This is a genomic window from Rhodoferax sp. (assembly GCF_030646845.1).
In the GTDB taxonomy this organism is placed as follows: Bacteria; Pseudomonadota; Gammaproteobacteria; order Burkholderiales; family Burkholderiaceae_C; genus Rhodoferax.
Map to the genome: position 1 here is coordinate 41,154 of NZ_JAUSLE010000009.1, position 23,636 is coordinate 64,789.

Sequence of the window (23,636 nt, forward strand, 5' to 3'; positions counted from 1 at the left end):
ACGACCGGTCAGCATGCGCGGGAGTGCGAACAAGCAAGGTGTTCTTGCTGAAGGTTATTCCCTGCCGCAGATGGTTGAAGATCTGCGCAACTACCAGGCTGAACTGGAAATTCAGAACAAGGCGTTGCGGTACAGCCAGGCCGCAGCTGAGGGCGCCTCCGAGCGCTTCCTCACCCTGTTTTCAAACGTGCCGCTGGCCCTGATGGTGGTGGACGAAAACGGTCTGGTGCTGGAGAGCAATGCCATGGCGTTGCGGCTTTTCCGGCCCCTGGAGCACGATTCCCCATTGAACTTCCTGTTGCCGCTGGTGTGCGACGAACACGTCGACAAGGTGGCGCAGGCCTTCTCCATCGCCAAAGACACGGGGACCAGCGAAACAACCGAAGTGGTCTTTTCATGCGGCTCCAGCGGAGTTTTCACCGGGGACCTGCATATTGCGCAAATCGAGAACGCCCAGGACGAGCTGGCGCACTTCATTTGCGCCATCATCGACCAGGGCCCCTTGCTGGCGGAGCGGCGGGCCCTGCAGGCCAGCGCAGCCGCGCTGCAAGAGGGCAATGAAGAGCTTCAGCTGAGCAAGAACAGGCTGGCGTCCATCATCAATTCATCGCTCGACGCGATCATTTGCGTCGACAAAGACCACCGCATCAGCATCTTCAATCCGACTGCGGCGGCGCTCTTCCAGTGCCCGTCTGCCGAAGCGCTTGGCAGTGACCTTGCACGCTTTCTGCCGGATGCCGTTGAAACGCTGGGCTATTCGCATCTCACCAGCCATGCGCAACTCGGTGAAATGACAGGGCTTACCGCCAGCGGAAAGGCCGTTGCCATTGAGGTCAGCGTGTCTTTTGAGCATCATCCCGACGGGGATACCACCACCATTTTTGCCCGCGACCTCACTGCCCGCAAAAAGATCGAGGCGCACCGCAATGCGCTGGAATCGCAGCTGAGGGAATCCCACAAGATGCAGGCCGTGGGGACCATGGCGGGCGGTATTGCACACGATTTCAACAACATCATCGGCGCCATTCTTGGCAATGTGGAACTCGCCAAGCAGGATGCGGGCGCCACGTCGCCGGCCCTCGTCAGTCTGAACGAGATCGACAAGGCCGGGCGACGGGCACGCGATCTGGTGCGGCAGATTCTCACCTTCAGCCGCAATGAATCGCCCAAGCGGGTTCCCATTCAACTGGCCGAAGTCGTGGAGGAAACCGTGCGCCTGCTGAAAGTCGCTCTGCCGCCAACGGTGGAAATGCTGGTGGTCATTGACCCGGCCACACCGCCGGTACTGGCTGATGCCACACAGGTCGGGCAAGCCCTGCTCAACCTGTGCACCAATGCCATTCAAGCCATCGGCACCCAGCGGGGCACCGTCACCATTGAGCTCGGGCACAACGTGCGAGTCGGCACCGGCCAGGTCGAGCGCCGCAGCGGTGTGCGCGGCCAGCACGTCAAACTGGCGGTTCGCGATACCGGCGGCGGCATTGACCCGGACACGCTGCAGCGCGTGTTCGAGCCTTTCTTCACCACCAAGCCCGTGGGACAGGGAACGGGCCTGGGTCTGGCCGTCGTTCACGGGGTCATGCGCACCCACCTGGGCACGGTGGACGTGCAAAGCACACTCAATACCGGCAGCGTGTTTACGCTTTATTTTCCAGTCGCCGACGCATCCGCAGTGCCCGCCACCCCGGAGGCCCCAAAACCGAAGGCCGTGCGGGGCATGGGCAAACACGTCATGTACGTTGACGACGATGAAGCGCTGGTGTTTCTGATTGACCGCGCGCTGACGCGGCGGGGCTTCCGGGTCAGTACCTTCACGGATCCCCGCCAGGCGGTCGCTACCTTGCGAGCCCATCCGCGGGACTTCGACTTGCTGGTGACCGACTACAACATGCCGGGCTACTCTGGCATCGACCTTTTGCGCGAGGCCCGGACAATTCGCCCGGACCTGCCGGTGGCGCTGGCCTCCGGTTATGTCACCGCCGAGATTGAGCAGAGCGCGTTGACGGAGGGTGCCAGCGCACTGATTCACAAGCCCAACGACGTCGACGAAATGTGCGAGACCCTGCAACGACTGCTCCAGCCCGTCGATGGGCCCGATTGAAGTCACAGTGCTGTACGCCGACGAGGCCATGCTGGTGCTGGACAAGGCAGCCGGTCTGCTGTCGGTGCCAGGACGTGGCGAGGACAAGCAGGACTGCCTGAGCACACGGGTGCAGCGCCTCTACGCGGACGCACTGGTAGTGCACCGTCTTGACATGGCCACCTCGGGGGTTATGGTCATGGCGCGCAATCCGGCTGTACAACGCAGCCTCAACGACGCCTTTGCCAGCCGTGCGGTCACCAAACGGTATGTCGCGGTGGTGGACGGGATTCCGGCGGCTCCGGTGGAAGCTTGGGCACTCATCGACCTTCCGATCATTGTGGACTGGCCCAATCGGCCACGCCGCGTCATTGATCACCAGCTCGGCAAACCCAGCGTGACGCGCTGGCGCGTGCTGTCGCACAACGAGCGTGATCAGACTACCCGGGTCGAACTTGAACCCGTGACAGGACGATCGCACCAGTTGCGGGTGCACATGCAGGCAGTGGGACATTCAATTGTGGGCGACGCCCTTTACGGCAGTCCTTTGGCTCATGCCACCGCGGACCGGCTTCTGTTGCATGCGTGCACACTTGAGCTGATTCATCCCGTGACCGGTCAGGCCATGGGCTTTGTCAGCCGTGCTCATTTCTAAAAAATAACGCCCCGCGATTCTCGGAAGAACCCGGGGCGACGACCCGCAAGCAGTTCACGCCCTTGTCAGGCGAAAACCAGCTGCGGCTCTAGTCCTTTTTGAACCAGGAATCAGTTGCCTTGCGTTCCCATTCGCTAACCTGCTTCTCGGCTTCGTCCTTGGCAACGCCATAGCGTTCCTGGATCTTGCCGGCAAGCTGGTCGCGGCGGCCGGCAACGACGTCGAAGTCGTCATCGGTCAGTTTGCCCCATTGCTCCTTGGCCTTGCCAGTAACTTGCTTCCAGTTGCCTTCAATTCGGTCCCAGTTCATAGGAATTCCCTTAACGATGGATTGAAAAAGCACGAGCGACGCTCGTGCGATGGATCAAGGACGGATGGCAATCTCGTTCTTCACAGCCTTCACGCCGTTAACGCCGCGTGCGATATTCTCGGCCGCGGACTTCTCGGTAGCGTTCTTGGCGAAACCGGACAGCATGACGGTACCGTTCAGAGTCTCAACGCTGATGGACGAGGCAGCGACCAGCTTGCTTTCGGCCATGCGTGACTTGACGAGGGTGGTGATGCCGGCGTCGTCAACGTAAGCGCCAACAGTTTCCTGACCGCGAACGACGGCACAGCCAGAAGCGGTGAGCAAAACAACGGCAGTCATGGCAGCGGCGAGAGTGGTGCGGATGTACATAGTGAATCTCCAGTAAAAGTTAATGCATGTCAGAAATTGACAGGGTGGTGATAGGCCCCACCACCCCAGGGCGCAAAACGGAAAGAGCGTCAGTCAGTGAGCCAATCGCACTGTGCCCACGCCACGACCAACGCGTACTGGCTGTTGGCAGGGTCAGTTTGGGCGGTCATGGAATGCTCCTGGGTTGAAGGGATGGCCCGGCGCGTTGCTGCACCAAGCCGATGAGAGAACTTTAAAAGCAAGGGCCCGGTGCCACTATCGGCCCCAGCCGCCTGAGCGTGTAGGACGATGTCGCATGCCGGCGTCGGAAGTCGGGCGCGCACCATGGCCAACTCAAGCTGGTGTGTCAGGCTCATCCAGCAACGGGATCACGAAGCAGGTGTCCGGTGCCAGGCCGGGCCAATGCAGCGACCGGCCGGGGCGCAGCAGCGCGGCACCCCATTGCGCCGTCCCTGCGAGCGCTGCCTGCGGGGTGGCGCGGACCAGGATGAAGCGCATGGTGCGACCATCGCGGACCAGCGTTAGTTCGGCCTCATGCCAATGCGAAGGCATGCAGGGTGTGAAACACAATTCCTGCGGGCCTTGACGCAGACCGAAAATCGATTCGATGGCGGCGCGATGCAGCCATGCCGCGGCACCCGTGTACCAGCTCCAGCCACCGCGCCCGACATAGGGCGACTGCGTGTAGACGTCGCCAGCCATCACGTACGGCTCGATGCCATACACCGCCCCATGGGTCGGGTGGCGGGCGCGATGCGCAGGGCTCAGGTAAGTGAAGTAGCGGTAGGCGGCGTCGGTACGATCGCGTGAATACGGAAGATTTTTCGCAAAATCGGCGAACGCCATCAGCGCCCACACGCCGGCGTGTGAATACTGGCCACCGTTTTCGCGCACACCCGGCGGATAGGCCTGAATGTAGCCGGCGCTCGGGATTGCATGGACAAGCGGCGGGTCGAGCAGCCGGATCAACCCGGCCTCATGATCCACCAGATGCGATTCCACTGCGGCCAGCGCCATGCGCTGCAAGGCCGGCGGTGCCGCTTTGGAAAGCACCGCCCAGGCTTGCGCAATCAAGTCGATCCGGCCCTCGGGATTGGCCTGCGAACCCAGCGGCTGGCCGTCGTCAAAGAAAGCGCGCTTGAACCACTGCCCGTCCCATGCCGGGCCGTTCAGCGCCGCCTTCCAGCCCTGGGCGGCGTTCTCCCAGCGCAGTGCGCGAGCATCGTCACCGCGCTCCCGTGCCAGCGGCGCGAAGTCTGCCACCAGTTGACAAAGAAACCAGCCCAGCCACACCGACTCGCCGCGCCCTTCGATACCAACCCGGTTCATGCCGTCGTTCCAGTCGCCGCTGCCCATCAACGGCAAGCCGTGCACACCCACGCGCAGACTGCGATCGATGGCACGGGCGCCATGCTCGTAGACCGACGCTTCCAGGGGACTGACACCCGGCGTGTAATACGCATCCTCGGCACCCTCGGGGATTGCGGCCCCTTCGATGAACGGCACGTGTTGATCAAGCAGGCCGATGTCACCGGTCACGCGCAGGTAGTGAACACAGGCGTGCGCCAGCCACAACAAGTCGTCGGAGAAATGCGTGCGCACGCCAGCGCCCAGCGGTGCGTGCCACCAGTGCTGTACATCGCCTTCGACGAATTGGCGTGAGGCGCACAACACGATCTGCTGACGCAGCATGTCGGGTGCCGCCCAGGCCAGCGCCATCGCATCCTGCAATTGATCGCGAAAGCCGGTCGCACCACCGGCCTGGTAAAAACCGGACTTGGCCCACAAGCGGCACGACACAGCCTGGTACAACAGCCAGCGATTCACCATGACGTCAAACAGCGGATCCGGTGTTTTCACCACGGTGGCGCCAAGCAGTCTGTCCCAGGTGCTGCGCACCTCCTCCATGCGCCGCCTGGCGGGCGTCGCCGCGGCCAGAACTGCAAGTTGCCGGGCAGCGCTCGCGCTCTCGGCATAGCCCAGCAGGAACACCCGTTCTTCCGCCCCGCCAGCCGGTAACGCGATGCGCGTCGACAGCGCCGCGCACGGGTCCAGCCCGTCGCCGCTGCTCTGGCCGAAGTGATCAGGCAAAACCAGGCGGCCGCGCGCATCGAAACACTCACGCCGGTCGCAGGTCCAGTCGTCATCCTCGTCCGCCGCGTCCGCGAGGGCAAAGAAGGCCGTGCCATCACCGAAGCCGGCTGAGCGTTCCCGCTGCGTGCAAAGCAGCGCAGTGAGTTTCTGTCCCTGCAGGCTGTCAGGATCGGCGGCAGCCGACCCCGCCACCGACGACAACCGCTGGCGATACAGGGCCGTGCGCACCGTGCTGCGGTCGACCCGGTTCGCACCCATCATCCATTCGGCAATACCGATCACGCGCAGATGCAGCGTTCTGTGACCGTGGTTGAAGAACCGCAACTGGATCTGCTTGACGGAATTCTGTGCATCCACACACCACGACGCTGTCACCTCGACAGCACCGCGGCGGTGGCTGATGACGCTGTAGCCCTGACCATGCGAAACGCGGTAGCTCACGCTGTCGCCGCCGCAGGCGCTTGGCGTGACACTCCAGACCTCCATGGTCTGAGAGTCCTGCAACAAGAACCACTCGGACGGCGGGTCGACCACGGGATCGTTCGACCAGGCGGTAAGCTGGTTCAAACGGCTGTTCACCGCCCACGTATAGCCGCCACCAGCTTCCGTCAACTGGGCTCCAAACGCGGGGTTGGCCAGCACGTTGATCCAGGGCCGCACCGGACGCAAATCCGCGCGGACTTCGAATCGGAACTCCCCCGAGGGTTCTGCAAATTCACCCACCGGCGCTGCAACGACAGCCGTGGCACCCGCGGCAACGGCCACCGCTGAGGTCGACCGGGCATGGCGCTGCTCGAATGCCTGCTCATGCAGCTTGATCCACTCCTGCACATGGAGCACCAGCGGCCGGCCATCCGCATGAAGCCGCACGCGCGCGTGCGCTCGCAGCGTGCTCAATTCTTCACCCGATATTTCGTCGGCACGCAGCAGATGAAAGCCGGTTGTGGCGGCGCCGGCTTGCGCGCCGCTGTCGGCCAAATGCCGATCGCGCAACGCCGCAATTTCGCGCTGCAGCGCCATCAGATAGGAGGTGGGCTCGGCATTCACCACCACCAGATCGCAGGCGACGCCACCCCAGGACCAAAGGCTCAATGCCTGCGCCAGTGACCGCAGCAAGCCAAGACCCTGCATGACGTCGGCCGACACAAGGATGATGGGACGATCACCGGAGATGCCAAAGCGCCAAAGTAGTCGCCTGTCGCAGACCTCGGCCACATCACCCTCAAGGCGGGCCTCTCTGGCCCGGGGACGTGTCAGGCTTAGCATCAGCGCCGTGGTCAGCGTCTGGGCGGCCGCGAAGTTTTCGCCGCTGATGCGCAGGGCACGCAGGCGAATACCGGTCAGCGTGGCTGACATCAGCGACGCGCGTTGAACGTGGCTGCGCTGGCGGTACTTGTCGATCACGGCGAGCAGGGTGCCGCCGCTGTCCGACGCCGCTGTCGCGAAAGTCAACTGGGCCTTTGAGTTGGGCGCAATCCGTAGCTGCACGGCCAGGACGCAAACCGGGTCGAGGCCGGTATCAAGCGTCGTGCTCGCATCGGATGAAGCCTCCGGCAATGCGTCGAACGAGGCCAAGGGCTGGCTGGCGTCATGGTTGCGGCCCCGCCAGCGCTGTCGATCGGTGGACAGTCTCACACCGACAACCTGCGGGTCGGTTTCAGCCAGGAAATGCGCCGCCTGCAATCCGCGCTCGGTGGCGAGTCGTGGCTTGCGTTCAAACAACAGGGCCTGATGGGTGCCCAGCCACTCGGCACGCACGAAGAGGTTCGTAAAAGCGGGGTGTGCTTCATCCGCGCGCGGGTCGGATAGCGTCACTTCGAAGGCCGATATCAGTTCGATGTCGAGCGTTCGATCACTCAAATTGCGCAACTCAACCTGACGGAATTCAATGTCGTCTTCCGGACTGACCCACACCGTTGTGTGAGTCTGCCACTCGGGCCAGGTCGCGTCGAAACAGACGCGGTCCGCGTGGTAGGTGCACTGGTAATCAGCGGCCGGATCGGGCGCAGGGTGATGGGTGATCGAGACCGGCCGCTGCTGCGGGTCCTGACGCAGGTAGAAAAAGCTGCCATGAGCATCCCGTAGCGCATCGTCACGCCAACGTGAAATGCCAGTCTGACCCCAGCGGCTCCAGCCGGCGCCATTCGCCCGCAGCGACACGCTGTAACGCCCATTCGATAAAACATGGGTGGGTTCCAGCGCGGCCCCGCCCGGCGATACGTCGCGCAGCAGCCCGGGAACACGCCTTCGTTGTCGCACCTGCGGAGGCGGATTGACGGGCTGGGTACGGAGCAACGGCACTTCCCGTGGCGCTCGTTCATGCAACAGGGAGATCACCGCCTCGATGTGCGCATTGGCCATGCCCCAGCGCTGCGCCGGACCGCCCAGCAGTACGTTCGCCAGCGCCACGATGCTCATACCCTGGTGGTGTGACATGAACGTGCTGACCGGCGTGAACACCTCACCACTCACTTGCCGAGCCGCAGAGAAGTCGAGGGCCTCGATGAAACCGTAGCGCGCACGCGCTGCCAGTTTTTCCATCGCAGCAAAGTTGGCACAGGCGAGATGGGGTGCGATCTGCGCTGCCAATGCCGTGGCATAGGGAGCGATCACCAACTCATCAGGCGGCGTGCGGCGCAATGCCAGCCTGGGCACCCCTTGTGGCGCGTACTGGTAGGCTAGCGTGTAGTCGCTGCCGGCATAGGCCGACTCCGAGATGCCCCAGGGCACGTCTTGCGCTTGCGCGAAATCGATCTGCTCTCGAATGGCGGCACGGCAGGCCTCACGCAGCACGCTCCCATGCGGTTCATCCAGCACCAGGCCCGGCATCAGATATTCGAACATCGAGCCCGACCACGAACGCAGGCCCACGTTCGGCCCGACGGCGTAGAACAGCCGGCCGAGCGATGCCCAATGGCTCACCGGTGCGTCGCCCTTGGCCACGGCCAGCAAGCTGGTCAGGCGCGACTCCGACGCCAGCAAATCGTAGAAGCTGGCATCAAGCTCCTGCTCCGCGACCCGGTAACCGATGTGAAAGAGGTGGCGCTTGCGGTGGTACAGGAAGCTGTAATCGGCTTGCCATGCCAGCTTTTCGAATTCACCGGCCAGTGTCCGCAATCGCGCACTCGCCTCCTGCATTCCAGAAGCCCCGGACGCGTGCCCCGTGCTGCGCGCCTGCACGTCCAGCCAGGCGGAGCGCAGGGTCGCCTCATGGTCGACCAGGAGCCATAGCAGCTCGTCCTGGTGCGTCGGTTGGGCGGGACCGACGGGTTCAGTACTGCCGGACAGCAGGACATCCAGTTCCGCGGCGGCCTCGCGCAACAGAAGTTCGAACTGCGTAGCATTGTGGAGGCATTCGCCCAGCGGGTCCGGCATGGCCAGCAGGCGCGCCAGTGCAGAGTCACTCAGCAACGCTGGCGCCAGATCGGCCCACAGCGAAAGCAAGGGCGCCAGGCGTTGCCTTGAAGCCTGGATGGCATGCTGGGCGGCGCCTCCGTCATACGGCGCGTCAGCCAGCTCCAGGCAGGCCTGGGCCACTGTGAGCAAATGGCCGCTGAGGTTGCCGCTGTCCACGGTGGATACGTACATCGGAAGCAGTGGCGCCCGCGTTTGCGTGTCGTACCAGTTCAGAAAATGACCATGGTGGCGCTGCAGAGTGAGCAGCGTCGCCAGTGTGGCTTCCATGCGCGTCAGCAACTCCTGCGTGCCGATCCAGCCAAACTGCCGGGCGCAGGCCACGCTCAGCAGGTACAGACCAATGTTGGTGGGCGAGGTACGGTGGGCCACCATGTCATGTGGCATGGTCTGCAGATTGTCGGGCGGCAGGTAGTTGTCCTCGGCGACGACGCAGCGCTCGAAAAACCGCCAGGTGTCGCGCGCCACGCCTTCCAGATAGGCGTGGTCCTGAGGCGGCAACGCAGCGTCCTTGCGCGCCGGGCACGGCCGGCTGACCCACCACGTCCATACCGGTGATGCCGCCCACAAAAGGCAAAGAAGCAACGCCAGCGAAGGTGACGGTGTGGCTGCAGCCAGCAGCCCGACCAGCAGCAGTAGCGACACCACGGGTAGACTCCAGTGCTGACGCGCCAGCGCCGCCAACCCCGTTTTTGCCGTCGCCTGCGCGCTCGCTGCCGTGGTCCATTGCAAGAGGTGACGCCGGCTGATGGTCATGCGGTAGAGAGCACGCGCGATAGCGTCAACGGCCATCAGCGACTGCGTCAGCAACTGCGCCACATGCCACAATCCGCCCCACAGCGCGCGTGCCAGGACCGTCCCGGCCTGGCCGTAGAAATAGCGCTTTGCCAGGTCGTCGCGGCTAGGCGACAGGCCCGCAACCGCACCCATCAGCGGCCCGGCTGAAAACGCGGCCATCACAAGCAGCAGTGCGGCCCAGGGCGACACGACGGCGCCAGCCAGCGCCAGCAACAGCAGGGCCAGTGACATGGGCGCGACGAGGGAGCGTCGCAAGTTGTCGAACATCTTCCAGCGATTGATGACCGGAAAGCGATAGCGGTGGGGCTGCAACAGGAACGGGAGCAACTGCCAGTCGCCGCGGGTCCAGCGGTGAACGCGCGACGCTGCCACATCGGCATGAAACGGCGCGTCCTCAATCACCGTGATGTCTGTCACCGCTGCACAGCGTGCCATTGAGCCTTCGAGCAAATCGTGGCTCAGCACCTGACCATCCGGCAAACGGCCGGACAGTACCGCATGCATGGCGCGCACATTGAGCAACCCCTTGCCCGTGAAGGTGCCTTCACGAAACAGGTCCTGATAGACCTCTGAGCTCGCGGCGCTGTAGGGGTCGATACCGCATTGTCCGGAAAACAGCCAATGGTAAAGAGTGAACTCCCTGGGCGCTGGCAATGGCGTGGCCACACGCGGCTGCAAGATGCCGTAGCCCCCTACCACTGCGCTACCGGTGGCGTCGAGCCGCGGCTGGTTGTGGGGATGCGCGGCCACGCCGACCAGCTCGCGCAACCGTCCAGGCGGCAACTGGGTGTCGCTGTCAAGGGTCACGATGTACTGCGTGTCGGCGGCGATGCAGGACTCGGCCCCCAGGTCCAGGAAGGCGGCGCTCGAGCCCCCTGCCAACGCCGTGACGAGCAGCTCCAGCTTGCCACGCTTGCGTTCCCAGCCGATCCAGCGTTGTTCAGTCTCACTGAACAGTCGCTCGCGGTGCAAGATGATGAAGCGGGCTGCAGCGCCGGGCCCTTCTGCCTCGATGGGATAGCGCGCGTTGAGTTCCTGAATCTGCTGCCTCGCACTGGTCAGCAAGGCAACGTCCGAAGCCACATGCGCTGTGTCCGCGTCAGCCCAGTCCGTCAGCAGTGCGAACTGGGCATGGCGTTCCGGATTGGCGAGGTGATGCAATTCCAGCCTGTGCACCAGGTCCCCGATGGACGCGGCGCCTGTCAGCATCCCCGGGATCACCACCATCACCCGATGCTCAGGTGGTATGCCACTCGCCAGGGCCATTCGCGGCAGGTGCTGGGGATGGGCCGACTCGCTGATCAGCCGGTTGATCAGCGCCACAACTGCCTCGGACGCCGGGAATATCATCAGCGCCGCTCCCAGCGCGGTCAGCCACGCCGAAGCGCCTGCACCGGCCGGCCCGACGCCATGACGCAGCAGCATCCACGCCACCAGACCCAAAGTGCCCAGCAGCAGCGAACTCAGATAAACGGGCAAGGCGATACGGCGCGCAACGGTTCGCCAGGCAAGAAAAGCGTGTTCGTGCAGGTCAAGCGCCCGCATCAATGCTGGCCGCCCCGCGCCATGCAGCCAGTGGCTGGCCACCGCAGTGGCGCTGTCACCTCCATCGGCCGTCTTCATCAGATCGAGCAGCGTTTGCGCCACCGAGACTTCACTGCGCCCACTGCGCCTGGCCAACAGTTCTATGCCATGCAGCGTCTGGTCGCGCGTGAGGGTGTGTTCGGCTTCGAACACGGGCGTGGTGAGCATCAGTCGCATCAGCGTGCTGCTGCGCGCGATAATCTCCGGCCAATCTGCCGCCCCGATGGCGCGCAAGGATGTGACCGCATTGCTGACGCTGAGGTTGTCGGCGGCGCGGTCGACACTCTGCTGCGTCTGCGTCGCGACCCGATCGGGTAGCACGTTTTGGAGCCAATCGTGATACAGCTCGGGGTGGGGGGCGGCATCAGTCGTGCGGCGGTCTTGAAGGCGTTGCGCCATTTGCGCCAGAAACATCCGACCGACCCCACGCTGATTGAGCAGCGCAAGCAGCTGGTCGAGCGTGTGCACGGTGTAGGTTCCAATGTGATCACAGCACAGGTTGGCCACCTCGCGTGCCGCCTTGTTGGTGGCCAGCCGCTCGGCCAGGCGCCGCAGGTTTTCGATCAGCACCACGCGCAGCGTGGTCGGCAGCGCCCACATCTCGTTAAGGTTCAGTTCACGTGATTCCTGGTAAGCGCTAAGAAAGTGCGTCAACAGCTCTTCGTCGAACGCACCATCGGTGTGAGCCACGAAGGCCCAGGCCACGCCATAGACGCGCGGCAGACCCGCCAAGGGTTCATCGAGAAGTACCGGGAGCGAACGAAAGTAGCTCCTCGGCAACCCTTCGCGGATTTCCTCGAACTGCGCCTCGATCAGGTGAAAGTTGTCGAGCAGCCATTCAGCGGCCGGGCTGATGTCGTAGCCGGTGGACGACTGCGCTCCGATATAGCTATGCGCTTCGCGCAGCACCTGAATATTGTTTCGCAGGCGCGGAAAGAAAGTCGGTGCGCGGAAAGTCGCCTTGGCCGCGCGGTGTGTTTCGCCGAGACTTCGCCCATGCTGGGCAAAACGCTGTGATCCGAAAATCTCGGAACGTATCGGCGCTTGCACCGAACCGCGCGTAGCGTCGAGGATGTCGGATAACGCCTGTGGCGCATTCGGCATCAAGCTCCGCAGTTCGGGTAGCCCCATGCCCTACGACACCAGAGAAGCGATACCGATCAGCAGCGCAGCCACCACCAGCGTGGTCACAAAGCGCGCCGCCACGAAGCCGTGCATGGTCTGTGCGACGCAATGCAAACCGAACAGGCGCCCGCGTGATCCCTTGCATAGATCCAGATGCTCGCCCAGAGCCGACAATTCCATCGGCGATGTGTCCGCGTTGTCACCGAACGATGCGGTGCTCCAGTACGGAGTGTTGATGATCTTGGTATTCATATAAGCTCCTGGCGTCAGGCCGAAAAACCGAACGCGTGAATGAGGGGACAGGGTGCAACCTTGAGAACGGCGTCCTGGAACCGGACCGCAACAAGGTGATCTGCAAATGGTACAAAAAACGCCTTGCCGCGTCTGTCAGACAGCGCCCCTGGACGTGTAGGACAAGTTCTTCCAGGCAGCAGGGCTGTGCGACTGACGACTGGTACGGACATGAGATCCCTTGCGAGGTCCGAAGTCTGAGCCGACCGCATCGTGAACCGATTCGGTTCACAATTGGCGCAATCACGAGCATGTCCTAGGAGAAGCACGCCATGACCAATACGCGCATCGAATCCGACAGCTTCGGTCCCATCGACGTGCCCCGTGAGGCCTTGTGGGGCGCCCAGACAGCACGCAGCCTTCGATTTTTCGCCATCGGCGAGCAGCGCATGCCGCTGGAGGTGATCCATGCATTGGCCTGGATCAAGTGGGCCGCGGCCGGCGTGCATCGCGATCTGCACCTGCTTGATGCAGGCAGGGCGCAAGCCATCACCGAGGCGGCGCAACGCGTCGCGATGGGCGAGTTCGACGCGGAGTTCCCGCTCTCCGTGTGGCAGACCGGCTCGGGCACACAGAGCAACATGAACGTCAACGAGGTCGTGGCCAACCTGGCCTCGCGCGCGCTCGGTGGCGGTGTGGGCGCAGAGCGACTGGTTCACCCCAACGACGATGTCAACCTCGGGCAGTCATCCAACGATACCTTTCCCTCCGCCATGCATATCGCAGTGGCGCTGCAAACCCGAGACAGTCTGTTACCGGCACTTGAAGAATTGCGCGTCGCCCTTGCGGCCAAGGCCCGGGAGTTCGCCGCCGTGGTGAAGATCGGACGCACACACCTGCAGGACGCGACGCCAGTGACGCTGGGACAGGAATTTGGCGGCTATGAGGCACAGATCGCCCTCTGCCAGCAGAGTATTTCCCATGCGCTGGGCGCCGTTCACACACTCGCCATTGGCGGAACGGCGGTGGGCACGGGCCTGAACACGCACCCCGAATTCGGCAGCCGTGTGACGACCCTGCTGGCCACAAAGCTTGGACTTCCGCTGGTGCAGGCTGACAATCTTTTTGCGGCGATGGCCGGCCATGAAGCGCTGGTGGCGTTTCATGCCGGTTTGAAGATGCTGGCCATCGCCTTGACGAAGATCGCCAATGACATCCGCCTGATGGGCAGCGGGCCGCGCGCAGGGCTGGGCGAACTGCAGTTGCCAGAGAATGAACCCGGCAGCTCGATCATGCCCGGCAAGGTGAACCCGACGCAAGTTGAAGCCTTGACCATGGTCTGCGCCCAGGTGATGGGCCACGACGCAACAATTGGCTTCGCCGCAAGCCAGGGGACGTTCGAGCTCAATGTCTACAAGCCGCTCATCGCACTGGATACCATCGACAGCCTGAAACTGCTGGCTGACGCAATGCGAAGTTTCGGGCAGCATTGCGTTAACGGCATCTCGGTCAACGAGGCGCGGATTCAGGAACTGCTGCAAGGGTCCCTGATGCTCGTGACCGCATTGACGCCGCACATCGGCTACGACCGTGCGGCACAGATTGCCAAACACGCCCACGACCAGAGCACGACGCTGCGCGAAGCAGCACTGGCGCTTGGTGCCGTGAGCGCAGAGCAGTTTGACGCCTGGGTTGATGCTCGCCGAATGCTCGGTCCGCAAACAGATTAAGGACAGGTCTCGTCATATCTCGCGCGGAACGCAGCAAAAGACCGCTGGTATGTTCGCCACCGCACAGAAATTAGCGCGGCATGCAGATACTCTGAGGGCATTCCGATTGCGACAACCCAAGTCGTGCCGGTTTTTTCGCGGCTGACTCAAAACCAGCCGCATCACGATTTTCCACTTTTCAAGGATTCCCAATGAAACATACGATGCTTATTTCCGCCTTGCTCGCCACGCTGACCCTGGCCGCTTGTGACCGACCCACCGTGGTCAATGTTCCTGCCACGCCGGTGGCTGTGCCCGGACCCGCTGGCCCGACTGGAGCCACCGGCAGCCAAGGCGCAACTGGTACCCAGGGCGACGAAGGAAGCAAAGGCGCAACCGGAAAAACGGGAGACAGCACCACGATCATCGTGATGCCACCGGCTTCAGCACCAGCGAACTGAATCGTTTTACTAAATACGCAAGGAAATACTCATGAGCTTGGGCACCATACTGCTGATCGTCCTGATTCTGATGTTGATCGGCGCCATTCCGAGTTGGCCACATAGCCGCGGCTGGGGCTATGGACCCAGTGGTGGCATTGGCCTCGTGGTGATCATCATTGTCATACTGTTGTTGACCGGACGGCTTTAAGCGCTGACACGCGACCACGCTCAACCTCACCATCTATCTGAATGGTGAGGTTGAGCATGCCCGATGGGCGGTAAATTTCCGAATGGCCGAATCCATCACCCCTGGACTCAGTATGTGATCGCGACCCCTGCCTGGTCAGACACGGCATCTGCTGATTGCGGCCGCCTGCGCACGCCCGGTGCCGCAGATGCCGGTATTTTGGTCTGGCGCGTCGCCTTGAAGCTATCGTCGATTGCGCGAACGGCCCAACAGGCTGATCAATGCCATCACTGCCGCACCGGCGGCTGCGGCGATCAGGAGTGCCTTGACTGGCTCATCCTTCACGTAGCTCACCGTACTGTCCGAGACGCGCAGTGCTCCGTCACGCAGATGTTTTGACGTATTGACGACGCCGTCCACACCACGATGCGCCAGTGCGCTGACTTGTTCGTTGGCACGATTCAGCACGGTTGAGGCCTGATCCGCGAGGTGGTGATATTGTTCCGATGGCTTATTGGAAAACATGATGATTCCTTCAATTTGGGATGAGTTCGACAGGGTTCCGGTAGCTCAAGCGCCGGTAGGGAAATGACACTTCACAGGCTGTTAGGCCATGGCTTCAGCGCTTTTTGATAAGCCCAAACAGAAAGCTGGCTACAGCCAGGATCGCAAAGACAATAAACAGAATCTTGCCGATTTCCACGGCGCTGGCGGCAATGCCGCCGAATCCGAACAAGGCAGCGATCAGTGCAATAACAAAAAAGACGACGGCGTAGTGCAGCATGGCAAGGCTCCTGGTCTGACGGGGGAACATCCGCCCGGGTAGATGAAGTTCGCAGGGTGTTCCACTGCGATGCATCGAGTGTGATCCCAGGCGCAGTTACCGGCGATAGGCTGCCCCGCCGCAATACTGTCGGGGAAGTTCGTGAACCCACGTAGGACGGCGCTGACAGCTTGCCAAAGGGAGCGTGACACGGGACTCTTGACCGTCTACGGGTTCAAGGGCTCCCGTTCAGCGCTGAGCGTCGAATTTGGCAGCCTCGCTTGAATTAGCGTGCCGCGCCCAGGCGAGGACACCACCACCAGGGTCCCTCCTTGGGCCTCGACACGGAATCGCATGCCCACCAGTCCATACGCAGAACTTGGTGGTACGGTGGTGTCGAAGCCGACGCCATCGTCGCGAATCGATATCTCCACGCAGTCCTCCCGCTTGGCCAGGCTGACCCATACGTGGCTCGCCCGGGCGTACTTGGTGATGTTGGTAATGGCTTCCTGGACCAGGCGATAGACCGTCAATTCGGCAGTCGGCTCCAGGTCGACGGGCTCCAGCGCGCATTGGACTTCGACGCCTGAGTGATCGGCGAACTCGCGCGCCAGGATTTCCAGTGTCGCCGCCAGCCCCAGATTGCTCAGTGCCGAAGGTCGCAGATCCTCGATGATGCGACGCCCCAGGGCAATGCCGCTGTTAAGTGTTTCAACCAGATGGGCAAGCAAAGCCAGGGCCTCGGGTGCCGTGCCGGCGAGCCGTGACTTGATGCGGGCCGCGTCGAGCTTGGCTGACGTCAGCAGAGCCCCCAGCTCGTCGTGCAAGTCCCGCGCCAGGCGGTGGCGCTCGTCTTCACGTGCAGTTTGCAGATGGTGGGTCAGTTCGGTCAACTGCGCTGTCCGGTGTTTCACCTCGGATTCCAGTAGGTCGCGCTCCGCCTGCACCTGGCGTCGCTGCCCCTGTTGCCGCCTCTCGATCGCGAAAGGCCGCCTCAAGACCATGAACAGGGCAAACAGGCTGAGGGTGCTCAACAGGACTACGCCAATGCGGTTGAGTCTGAGCGTCTGAAGGAGGTCGTCGCGCTTGGCCGCCACATGCCGAGCCTCATGCTCCTGCAACTCGGCGCTAATCGTCCGGATGGCATCCATCTGCTCCTTGCCGATGTCGCTCAAAACGATTTCCCTGGCCGAGTCAACCCTGCCTTCTTCATACAGGCGGATCGTCACCGCAATCTCCGACAGCCTGGTTTCGATCAAGGCATGCAGCTTTTTGAGCGCATCCCTTGAAGCCGGTTCTTGGCCGTAATACCGATCCAGCACCAGAAACGACTCGTCAATTTGTTTACGCGCATTGGCATAGGGTTGGAGGTATTCCTTGCGGCTGGTCAGCAAATAGCCACGCTGACCGGTCTCGGCGTCCAGAATGCTGCGCTGCAAGGCATTGATGCTGGTATGGGCCGCCCCGGTGGCGCCCATTTCGTTTAGCGTCCCGACCGATTGCCAATACGAGCCTTCGCTGATGAATACCATCGCCGCCGCTGCCACACAGGCCAGCGGGAAGATAATCGGGTAACGTTTGACGACCTTGAACACATCCATCTTCAGCCCTCGCCCCAAAATATGGGATCATTCACCATGAACCTGCATCCCACATCATGATTCGAATCGCCATTGTTGACGACCATGCCATGGTTCGCGCCGGGTTGCGCCAATTTTTTGCCGATCAAATGGACTTCTCCGTGGTAGCCGAAGCGGCAAACGGTCGCGAGGCGCTTGACATCGCGCGCAAGGGGGAGATCGATGTAATCGTCATGGACATCTCCATGCCGGACCAAAGCGGTGTCGATGCGCTGGTAGCCATCAGAGCCCGCGCCCCCGATCTGCCGGTACTGATCCTGAGCGGGTTCCCGGAAGAGCATTACGCCACAACGTTGCTGCGCCAGGGCGCCAGCGGCTATCTGAACAAGGACTGCGACCCGGAAGAAATCGTCAAGGCGATCCGAACGGTCTGTCGGGGCCGAAAATACATCACTGCGGGCGTGGCCGAGCGGCTGGCGGAGGGGTTGAGCGGGGGTGGCGACATGCCGCTTCATGAACATCTTTCCGAGCGCGAGTTGCAGGTATTCCTGCGACTGGCCAAGGGCGAAACCATCGGCCACATGGCCGTCAGCATGTCGCTCAGCGTCAAAACGGTCAGCACCTATCGCACCCGTGTGATGGAGAAGATGAAACTCGAATCAAACAGCGACCTGACCTATTACGCACTAAAAAACGGCTTGATTCAGTAGGCACGCTCAGACCAATGCGCCGTGCCCGGTTTCGCCGGCTGCCAGCCGGCCACAATACACGATCAACGCATCTATCTCGTTTGACTTGTCGAATACTTTGTCCGCACCCAGTTCCAGACATTTTCGTCGAATATCCTGCGTGGCGTAGTTGCTCAGCACCACCACGTTGTGACGTTCTGCCAACCCGTTCATGGCCCTGAGCACACCCAGGCCAGAGCCACGTTTCAGGAAGATGTCGACGATCACCAGATCGACATGACTGCCCGGCTGCGTGAGCCACTGCACAGCGGTCAACTCGTCCTCGGCCGTCCCCACCACCTCGACCGGCACGAGTTCCTCCAGCGCGGCGATCAGGCTTTCGCGAATGACAGGGTTGTCTTCAACGATATAGGTCTTGAGCTGGGGCATGAAATTGCAGTGCTTCTGAAGAAACCGGCGGCTGAGTTTTCAATCCTGCAAGGCAGCAATGGTCATTGCCGAGACAATTGGTCGCTGGTGGAATGCAAGGCATGGATAAGACATAAAAACTTGACCTGAGTATGCCTTCGATATGCCGGTCAGGCGATTGTTCGCCAGCGCGTCTGCTTGTCAGACAATTCCTACGCCGCCTGACTTTTGTGCATCACCAGTGGCCGGCGCCGGCTATGGCAGACAACGTTCCGGTACCATTCAGCATGACTCAACATCTCTACATCCTCACTGGCGCGTCACGTGGCATGGGGCTGGCCATGGCAGAGCAACTTCTGTCAGCCAATCACTTTGTACTTTGCATTTCCCGCCATACGAACGACGCCCTGGCAGCCCATGCTGTCAAGGTGGGCCGTCAACTTGAACAATGGCCACTGGATCTGGAACGCAGTGTCGAGGCTGCGGCCACGTTGGCACAGTGGTTGAACCGCTGCAAGACGGGTTCATTTGCCAGCGCAACGCTCATCAACAATGCGGGCGCCATACCCCGTATTGCGCCACTGAGTGCGTCTGATCCTGGCGATCTGGCCCGGGCACTGCGCGTGGGCCTGGAAGCTCCCCTGCTGCTCACCGCAGCGTTTTTGGGCGCGACGGAACCATGGAACATACCGCGCAAAGTGCTCAACATTTCGTCCGGACTGGGCCGCCGAGCCATGGCCTCACAGGCTGCCTATTGCGCTGCCAAGGCTGGTATGGACCACTTCACCCGCTGTCTCGTGCTGGACGAAGCACTCAAACCCAACGGCGCAAAAGCCTGCTCGCTCGCACCGGGCGTGATCGATACCGACATGCAGGTACAGCTGCGCCATGCCGACGCGGCGGATTTTCCGGATCAGGGGAGTTTTGTTGCCCTCAAGGCCAACAGCCAGCTGGCATCGCCGGCCGACGCAGCGGCGCAGGTGCTCGCCTACCTTGCGCGACCGGACTTTGGCCGCAACCCGATTGGCGACGTACGCGACTGACAGCCCGACCGGCAATCAATGCAGAAGGTGCGGCTTGGGTGGCCCTGCTTTCGAGGCAAATGATCAGTAAGATCTCGCTATCCGTTTTGTCGCACATTGTGCGAAGGTTTCTACACATTTATCACTTTAGGAGATTGCCATGGGTCGTGAAGTTGTTGTGGTCAGCGGTGTGCGCACCGCCATTGGCACCTATGGCGGCAGCCTGAAGGATGTTCCGCCCACCGAGCTGGCCGCTCAGGTCGTGCGTGAGTCACTGGCACGAGCCCATGTGGCCGGCGCCGATGTCGGTCATGTGGTGTTTGGCCATGTGGTCAATACCGAGCCGAAGGACATGTACCTCTCGCGCGTGGCAGCAGTGAACGGCGGATGCGCTGAGGGCACGCCGGCGTTCAACGTCAACCGGCTGTGCGGCTCAGGCCTGCAGGCCATCATTTCGGCCAGCCAGTCCATTTTGCTGGGCGACACCGACATCGCCATCGGCGGCGGTGCCGAAAACATGAGCCGTGGCCCCTACGCCAGCCTCACGGCCCGCTGGGGGGCTCGCATGGGCGATACGAAGATGGTCGACATGGTGGTTGGCGCATTGCACGACCCCTTCCACACCATTCATATGGGCGTGACCGCCGAAAACATCGCCGCCAAGTGGGGCATCAGCCGTGAAGACCAGGATGCACTGGCAGTCGAAAGCCATAACCGGGCACAGCGCGCGACCGAAGCCGGTTACTTCAAGGACCAGATCGTGCCGGTCATGCTCAAGAGCAAGAAGGGCGAAGTCGCCTACACGACCGACGAGCACTTCCGCGCCAACTGCACCCTGGCCGACATGGCCAAGCTAAAACCTGTATTCATCAAGGAAAACGGCACGGTGACGGCCGGCAACGCCTCGGGCATCAACGACGCCGCAGCCGCCGTGGTGCTGATGGAGGCCGGCACTGCCAAGGCGCGAGGCCTGAAGCCGCTCGCGCGCCTGGTGGCCTACGCCCATGCTGGCGTGGACCCTAAATACATGGGTATTGGGCCGGTCCCTGCCACGCAAAAGGCATTGCAGAAGGCAGGACTCACCGTGAACGACCTTGACGTGATTGAGGCCAATGAAGCCTTTGCCGCACAAGCCTGTGCCGTCACGCGTGACTTGGGGCTGGACCCGGCCAAGGTCAACCCGAACGGTTCAGGCATCTCGCTGGGTCACCCCATTGGCGCCACCGGCGCGCTCATCACCGTCAAAGCGCTGTACGAACTGGAACGTGTGGGCGGCCGTTACGCGCTGGTCACCATGTGCATTGGTGGCGGTCAGGGCATTGCCGCCATTTTTGAACGCGTTTCCTGATCTCGACGACGGCAGCCGGAGCCGGACCATGACGATTCACAAGCACTGGAGTCTGGGCGCCAAGCTGGCGCTGGTGGGCGCGCCCTTCCTGCTGCTTGCCTTGCTGTCAACGGCTGCCACGCTTTGGGTGTCCTGGCAACTTGACGGCGGCGCTGCCGCCGTCAATGAGGCCGGCCGGATGCGGATGCAGTCCTACAGAATGTCCTTGTCCATTGGCACGGGCGAGACCAGTGCACTGGCTGAACAAGTCATGGAATTTGACCAGAGTCTGGCCGTACTGAGAAGTGGTGACCCTGAGCGTCCGCTGTTTGTGCCTTGGGACGACACCGTGCGCGCACGGTTCGAGACGGTCGAAAAAGACTGGGCGAGCTTCCGGTCGCGCTGGATTGACACGAAGCCAAGCAGTGTGCGTGATTTGCGCTCCGACACGGTCGCCTTCTCGTCGCACATCAATGCCCTGGTCACGGCCATTGAGTCCCATATGGCTCACTGGACTGCCATGCTTCACTTGCTGCAGATGACCATGCTGGCGATGGCCATTCTGGGCGCGGCAGTGGTGCTGTTCACAGGGTATCTTTTTGTTCTGGAACCGGTGGGTCAGCTCAAGCAGGCGATTGACAAGATCCAGCTCGGTGATCTTGGCGCCCGCGTGGAACGGGTGACCAGTGATGAGTTCGGCACGCTGGCTGACGGGTTTAACGGCATGGCAGAGCACCTGCAGTCCATGTACCGCCATCTGGAACGCAAAGTGGCGGAAAAAACCGCTCAACTCGAAGAGAAACATGAGCGACTGGAGAGCCTGTACGAGGTAACGGCCCTGGTCGCGAAAGCCACCTCGCTGGACGAACTGGCTCAGGGTTTTGTAAAAAGCATCACCCGGATTGCCCACGCCGATGGGGTCGCTTTGCGTTGGTCGGACCAGGCCAACCAGCGCTACCTGATGCTGGCGGCCCATGGCCTGCCAAACTCCATGGTGGACGCCGAGCTATGTATTGACAAAGGAGACTGCCATTGCGGAGCAGTATTTCCCGAGGCGGGATTGCGGGTTATTCCCATCCAGTCGATGGTGGAGCCGTCACTGCAGCATTGTGCAAAAGCCGGCTTTGAAACCGTGGTCAACATCCCCGTGCGTCTGCACGAACGGCCAATGGGAGAAGTGGACCTGTTCTTTCATGCCAGAGTCAACCCTTCACCAGCGGAGCGGTCTCTCCTGGAAGCACTCAGCAGCCATCTGGCCGGCGCCATGGAGAATCTGCGTCTCAATGCGCTGGAGAAAGAAGCGGCCGTATCGCAAGAGCGGCATTTGCTGGCGCGGGAGTTGCACGACTCGATCGCCCAGTCGCTGGCGTTCCTCAAGATTCAGGTGCAGCTGATGCGCGACGCAGTGCAGTCCGGCAATTCGGCAGAAATCAAACAGGTACTGGAAGAAATTGACGCCGGGGTGCGCGAGAGCTACGGCGACGTGCGCGAGTTGCTCATCCACTTCCGTACCCGCACCAACACCGAAGACATTGAACCAGCGCTGGCCACGACCCTGCGAAAATTTGAACACCAAAGCGGCATGAAAGCGTCACTGACCATGCAGGGACAGGGCATGCCCCTGTCTCCAGACCTGCAAATTCAGGTACTGCACATTGTTCAGGAAGCATTGTCCAATGCCCGAAAACACGCCCGGGCGTCGCAAGTCTGGCTTGATGTGCAGCAGCAACCCGCATGGCGCTTTGAGGTGCGCGACGACGGCGTCGGTTTTCAACCCAACAACGATCAGCTCGACGAAACCCATGTGGGTCTTCGTATCATGACCGAGCGTGCCCAGCGCATTGGCGCCGATCTGGACATCATCTCAACCCCGGGTCATGGCAGCTCCATCATTCTTACTTTGCCACTACCGGCCCACCCCATGCCCATGACCTCGCCAGTCACGCGCGATTCTGGCGCTGTCGCAGCATGAACCCTGTCGTGCGGGACGCCAATCTGCCCCCCATCCGGATTCTGGTGGTGGACGACCACACCCTGTTTCGGCGCGGCTTGACGGCGCTGCTGGCGCGCGACCCGCGCCTGAGTGTCATTGGGGATGCGGCCGACGCCGGTCAGGCGCAGCGAAAGGCACAGGAACTGCAACCCGACCTCATTCTTCTGGACAACCACTTGCCCGGCGTCAACGGCGTGGACGCATTGCCAGCCTTGCTGGAGGTGGCGCCCGGTGCTCGCATCCTGATGTTGACCGTCAGCGAGGATGAAAATGACCTCGTCGCCGCATTGCGCGGCGGGGCGGCTGGATACCTGCTGAAAACCATTGAAGGTGACGCCCTCACCGCGGCCATCCAGCGTGCCATGCAAGGCGAAAGCGTCGTGGCACCGGAAATGACGAGCAAACTGGTGGCCGCGTACCGGGGAGCTACCACGGGCGCGCCGGCAAGCAGCGGCCCGGGTGCTGTCGCAGCGCCTGCCGCCGTCACCACGACCGCCGAACAGGCCATTGCCAGCCTGTCGCCACGCGAACTCGACATATTGCGCGGCATCGTACGTGGCGCCAGCAACAAGGAGATTGCGCGCGAGCATGGTATTGCCGAAACCACGGTCAAGATCCACGTGCAGCACGTCCTGCGCAAACTCGACGTCAGCTCCCGGGTTCATGCCGCCGTCATCGCATCCGAAAACGGTCTGCTTTGATCTGGCGCAAACAATTGCGATAACGACTCATCCATAGTTCTTCAGAACTATGAGGCAGAAGCACCGGGTAGTTCCATTTGCCCTGGGCGCCGCTCCTTCAGAAGGATGCCACTTTCGGTCTGCCTGACCTACAGTGGTGTCATGCAAAAAAAGG

Annotated in this window: 18 protein-coding genes; 10 read left to right on the forward strand and 8 right to left on the reverse strand. The window is 61.9% G+C overall.

All coding sequences use genetic code 11. From position 1 onward, the window contains the following. The first annotated feature begins 13 nt into the window (after nucleotides 1–13). Both Q7T10_RS03280 and Q7T10_RS03285 read left to right on the forward strand, forming a co-directional pair. The gene (locus Q7T10_RS03280; protein WP_304745866.1) at nucleotides 14–2,101 is read left to right on the forward strand and encodes a PAS domain-containing sensor histidine kinase; all 2,088 of its coding nucleotides are present in this window, start codon (nucleotides 14–16) and stop codon (nucleotides 2,099–2,101) included. Next, a complete protein-coding gene (locus Q7T10_RS03285) occupies nucleotides 2,088–2,735 on the forward strand; it encodes a pseudouridine synthase (RefSeq protein ID WP_304745868.1) in 648 nt (215 codons plus the stop codon). The genes Q7T10_RS03280 and Q7T10_RS03285 overlap by 14 nt, the downstream gene beginning before the upstream one ends. An 88-nt stretch (nucleotides 2,736–2,823) precedes the next feature. On the opposite strand, the gene Q7T10_RS03290 is transcribed toward Q7T10_RS03285, so the two are convergent. From Q7T10_RS03290 to Q7T10_RS03305, 4 genes are all read right to left on the reverse strand, one after another. After that, entirely contained in the window at nucleotides 2,824–3,045 is a 222-nt protein-coding gene (locus Q7T10_RS03290; RefSeq protein WP_304745870.1) for a CsbD family protein, read from the reverse strand. 54 nt (nucleotides 3,046–3,099) lie between these two features. Beyond that, the gene (locus Q7T10_RS03295) at nucleotides 3,100–3,414 is read right to left on the reverse strand and encodes a BON domain-containing protein (RefSeq protein ID WP_304745872.1); all 315 of its coding nucleotides are present in this window, start codon (nucleotides 3,412–3,414) and stop codon (nucleotides 3,100–3,102) included. Nucleotides 3,415–3,747: 333 nt separating this feature from the next. Further along, nucleotides 3,748–12,408 carry a GH36-type glycosyl hydrolase domain-containing protein gene (locus Q7T10_RS03300; RefSeq protein ID WP_304745874.1) on the reverse strand — a complete coding sequence of 2,887 codons (8,661 nt, stop codon included), beginning with the start codon at nucleotides 12,406–12,408 and terminating at the stop codon, nucleotides 3,748–3,750. A 30-nt stretch (nucleotides 12,409–12,438) separates the two neighbouring features. Continuing rightward, nucleotides 12,439–12,681 carry a hypothetical protein gene (locus tag Q7T10_RS03305; protein WP_304745876.1) on the reverse strand — a complete coding sequence of 81 codons (243 nt, stop codon included), beginning with the start codon at nucleotides 12,679–12,681 and terminating at the stop codon, nucleotides 12,439–12,441. A gap of 311 nt (nucleotides 12,682–12,992) precedes the next feature. Here Q7T10_RS03305 and fumC point away from each other — a divergent pair, with 311 nt between their 5' ends. The 3 genes from fumC to Q7T10_RS03320 all read left to right on the forward strand — a co-directional run bounded on the left by fumC (nucleotide 12,993) and on the right by Q7T10_RS03320 (nucleotide 15,020). Next, nucleotides 12,993–14,390 (forward strand): class II fumarate hydratase, encoded by a 1,398-nt coding sequence (gene fumC / locus Q7T10_RS03310; protein WP_304745878.1) that lies wholly within the window; start codon nucleotides 12,993–12,995, stop codon nucleotides 14,388–14,390. A gap of 191 nt (nucleotides 14,391–14,581) precedes the next feature. Then, nucleotides 14,582–14,830 (forward strand): hypothetical protein, encoded by a 249-nt coding sequence (locus tag Q7T10_RS03315; protein WP_304745881.1) that lies wholly within the window; start codon nucleotides 14,582–14,584, stop codon nucleotides 14,828–14,830. Nucleotides 14,831–14,861: 31 nt separating this feature from the next. Continuing rightward, nucleotides 14,862–15,020, forward strand: a complete 159-nt coding sequence (locus Q7T10_RS03320; RefSeq protein ID WP_304745883.1) for a DUF3309 family protein — start codon at nucleotides 14,862–14,864, stop codon at nucleotides 15,018–15,020. Nucleotides 15,021–15,242: 222 nt separating this feature from the next. On the opposite strand, the gene Q7T10_RS03325 is transcribed toward Q7T10_RS03320, so the two are convergent. The 3 genes from Q7T10_RS03325 to Q7T10_RS03335 form a co-directional block, all read right to left on the reverse strand. Then, nucleotides 15,243–15,524 (reverse strand): hypothetical protein, encoded by a 282-nt coding sequence (locus Q7T10_RS03325; protein ID WP_304745885.1) that lies wholly within the window; start codon nucleotides 15,522–15,524, stop codon nucleotides 15,243–15,245. Nucleotides 15,525–15,618: 94 nt separating this feature from the next. Beyond that, nucleotides 15,619–15,783 carry a DUF1328 domain-containing protein gene (locus Q7T10_RS03330; protein ID WP_304745887.1) on the reverse strand — a complete coding sequence of 55 codons (165 nt, stop codon included), beginning with the start codon at nucleotides 15,781–15,783 and terminating at the stop codon, nucleotides 15,619–15,621. A gap of 206 nt (nucleotides 15,784–15,989) precedes the next feature. Further along, entirely contained in the window at nucleotides 15,990–17,363 is a 1,374-nt protein-coding gene (locus tag Q7T10_RS03335) for a CHASE3 domain-containing protein (RefSeq protein ID WP_304745889.1), read from the reverse strand. A gap of 56 nt (nucleotides 17,364–17,419) precedes the next feature. Between Q7T10_RS03335 and Q7T10_RS03340 the strand changes: the two genes are divergently transcribed. Then, nucleotides 17,420–18,052 (forward strand): response regulator transcription factor, encoded by a 633-nt coding sequence (locus tag Q7T10_RS03340; protein ID WP_304745891.1) that lies wholly within the window; start codon nucleotides 17,420–17,422, stop codon nucleotides 18,050–18,052. Between the two features lie 6 nt (nucleotides 18,053–18,058). Here Q7T10_RS03340 and Q7T10_RS03345 read toward each other — a convergent pair whose 3' ends face one another. Further along, on the reverse strand, nucleotides 18,059–18,460 hold the full coding sequence (locus tag Q7T10_RS03345) for a response regulator transcription factor (RefSeq protein ID WP_304745893.1): 402 nt from the start codon (nucleotides 18,458–18,460) through the stop codon (nucleotides 18,059–18,061). Between the two features lie 266 nt (nucleotides 18,461–18,726). Between Q7T10_RS03345 and Q7T10_RS03350 the strand changes: the two genes are divergently transcribed. From Q7T10_RS03350 to Q7T10_RS03365, 4 genes are all read left to right on the forward strand, one after another. Next, the gene (locus Q7T10_RS03350) at nucleotides 18,727–19,482 is read left to right on the forward strand and encodes an SDR family NAD(P)-dependent oxidoreductase (protein ID WP_304745895.1); all 756 of its coding nucleotides are present in this window, start codon (nucleotides 18,727–18,729) and stop codon (nucleotides 19,480–19,482) included. 139 nt (nucleotides 19,483–19,621) lie between these two features. Beyond that, a complete protein-coding gene (bktB, locus tag Q7T10_RS03355; RefSeq protein ID WP_304745897.1) occupies nucleotides 19,622–20,809 on the forward strand; it encodes a beta-ketothiolase BktB in 1,188 nt (395 codons plus the stop codon). 28 nt (nucleotides 20,810–20,837) lie between these two features. After that, complete coding sequence (locus Q7T10_RS03360) at nucleotides 20,838–22,760, forward strand: type IV pili methyl-accepting chemotaxis transducer N-terminal domain-containing protein (protein ID WP_304745899.1); 1,923 nt, start codon at nucleotides 20,838–20,840, stop codon at nucleotides 22,758–22,760. Continuing rightward, a complete protein-coding gene (locus Q7T10_RS03365) occupies nucleotides 22,757–23,482 on the forward strand; it encodes a response regulator (RefSeq protein ID WP_304745901.1) in 726 nt (241 codons plus the stop codon). The genes Q7T10_RS03360 and Q7T10_RS03365 overlap by 4 nt, the downstream gene beginning before the upstream one ends. The last annotated feature ends 154 nt before the right edge of the window (nucleotides 23,483–23,636 follow it).

Excerpts from the sequence above, each read along its gene's own strand:
- Q7T10_RS03280 (WP_304745866.1), top strand. The coding sequence starts at position 14 with ATGCGCGGGAGTGCGAACAAGCAAGGTGTTCTTGCTGAAGGTTATTCC.
- Q7T10_RS03285 (WP_304745868.1), top strand. The coding sequence starts at position 2,088 with ATGGGCCCGATTGAAGTCACAGTGCTGTACGCCGACGAGGCCATGCTG.
- Q7T10_RS03290 (WP_304745870.1), bottom strand. The coding sequence starts at position 3,045 with ATGAACTGGGACCGAATTGAAGGCAACTGGAAGCAAGTTACTGGCAAG.
- Q7T10_RS03295 (WP_304745872.1), bottom strand. The coding sequence starts at position 3,414 with ATGTACATCCGCACCACTCTCGCCGCTGCCATGACTGCCGTTGTTTTG.
- Q7T10_RS03300 (WP_304745874.1), bottom strand. The coding sequence starts at position 12,408 with ATGCCGAATGCGCCACAGGCGTTATCCGACATCCTCGACGCTACGCGC.
- Q7T10_RS03305 (WP_304745876.1), bottom strand. The coding sequence starts at position 12,681 with ATGAATACCAAGATCATCAACACTCCGTACTGGAGCACCGCATCGTTC.
- fumC (WP_304745878.1), top strand. The coding sequence starts at position 12,993 with ATGACCAATACGCGCATCGAATCCGACAGCTTCGGTCCCATCGACGTG.
- Q7T10_RS03315 (WP_304745881.1), top strand. The coding sequence starts at position 14,582 with ATGAAACATACGATGCTTATTTCCGCCTTGCTCGCCACGCTGACCCTG.
- Q7T10_RS03320 (WP_304745883.1), top strand. The coding sequence starts at position 14,862 with ATGAGCTTGGGCACCATACTGCTGATCGTCCTGATTCTGATGTTGATC.
- Q7T10_RS03325 (WP_304745885.1), bottom strand. The coding sequence starts at position 15,524 with ATGTTTTCCAATAAGCCATCGGAACAATATCACCACCTCGCGGATCAG.
- Q7T10_RS03330 (WP_304745887.1), bottom strand. The coding sequence starts at position 15,783 with ATGCTGCACTACGCCGTCGTCTTTTTTGTTATTGCACTGATCGCTGCC.
- Q7T10_RS03335 (WP_304745889.1), bottom strand. The coding sequence starts at position 17,363 with ATGGATGTGTTCAAGGTCGTCAAACGTTACCCGATTATCTTCCCGCTG.
- Q7T10_RS03340 (WP_304745891.1), top strand. The coding sequence starts at position 17,420 with ATGATTCGAATCGCCATTGTTGACGACCATGCCATGGTTCGCGCCGGG.
- Q7T10_RS03345 (WP_304745893.1), bottom strand. The coding sequence starts at position 18,460 with ATGCCCCAGCTCAAGACCTATATCGTTGAAGACAACCCTGTCATTCGC.
- Q7T10_RS03350 (WP_304745895.1), top strand. The coding sequence starts at position 18,727 with ATGACTCAACATCTCTACATCCTCACTGGCGCGTCACGTGGCATGGGG.
- bktB (WP_304745897.1), top strand. The coding sequence starts at position 19,622 with ATGGGTCGTGAAGTTGTTGTGGTCAGCGGTGTGCGCACCGCCATTGGC.
- Q7T10_RS03360 (WP_304745899.1), top strand. The coding sequence starts at position 20,838 with ATGACGATTCACAAGCACTGGAGTCTGGGCGCCAAGCTGGCGCTGGTG.
- Q7T10_RS03365 (WP_304745901.1), top strand. The coding sequence starts at position 22,757 with ATGAACCCTGTCGTGCGGGACGCCAATCTGCCCCCCATCCGGATTCTG.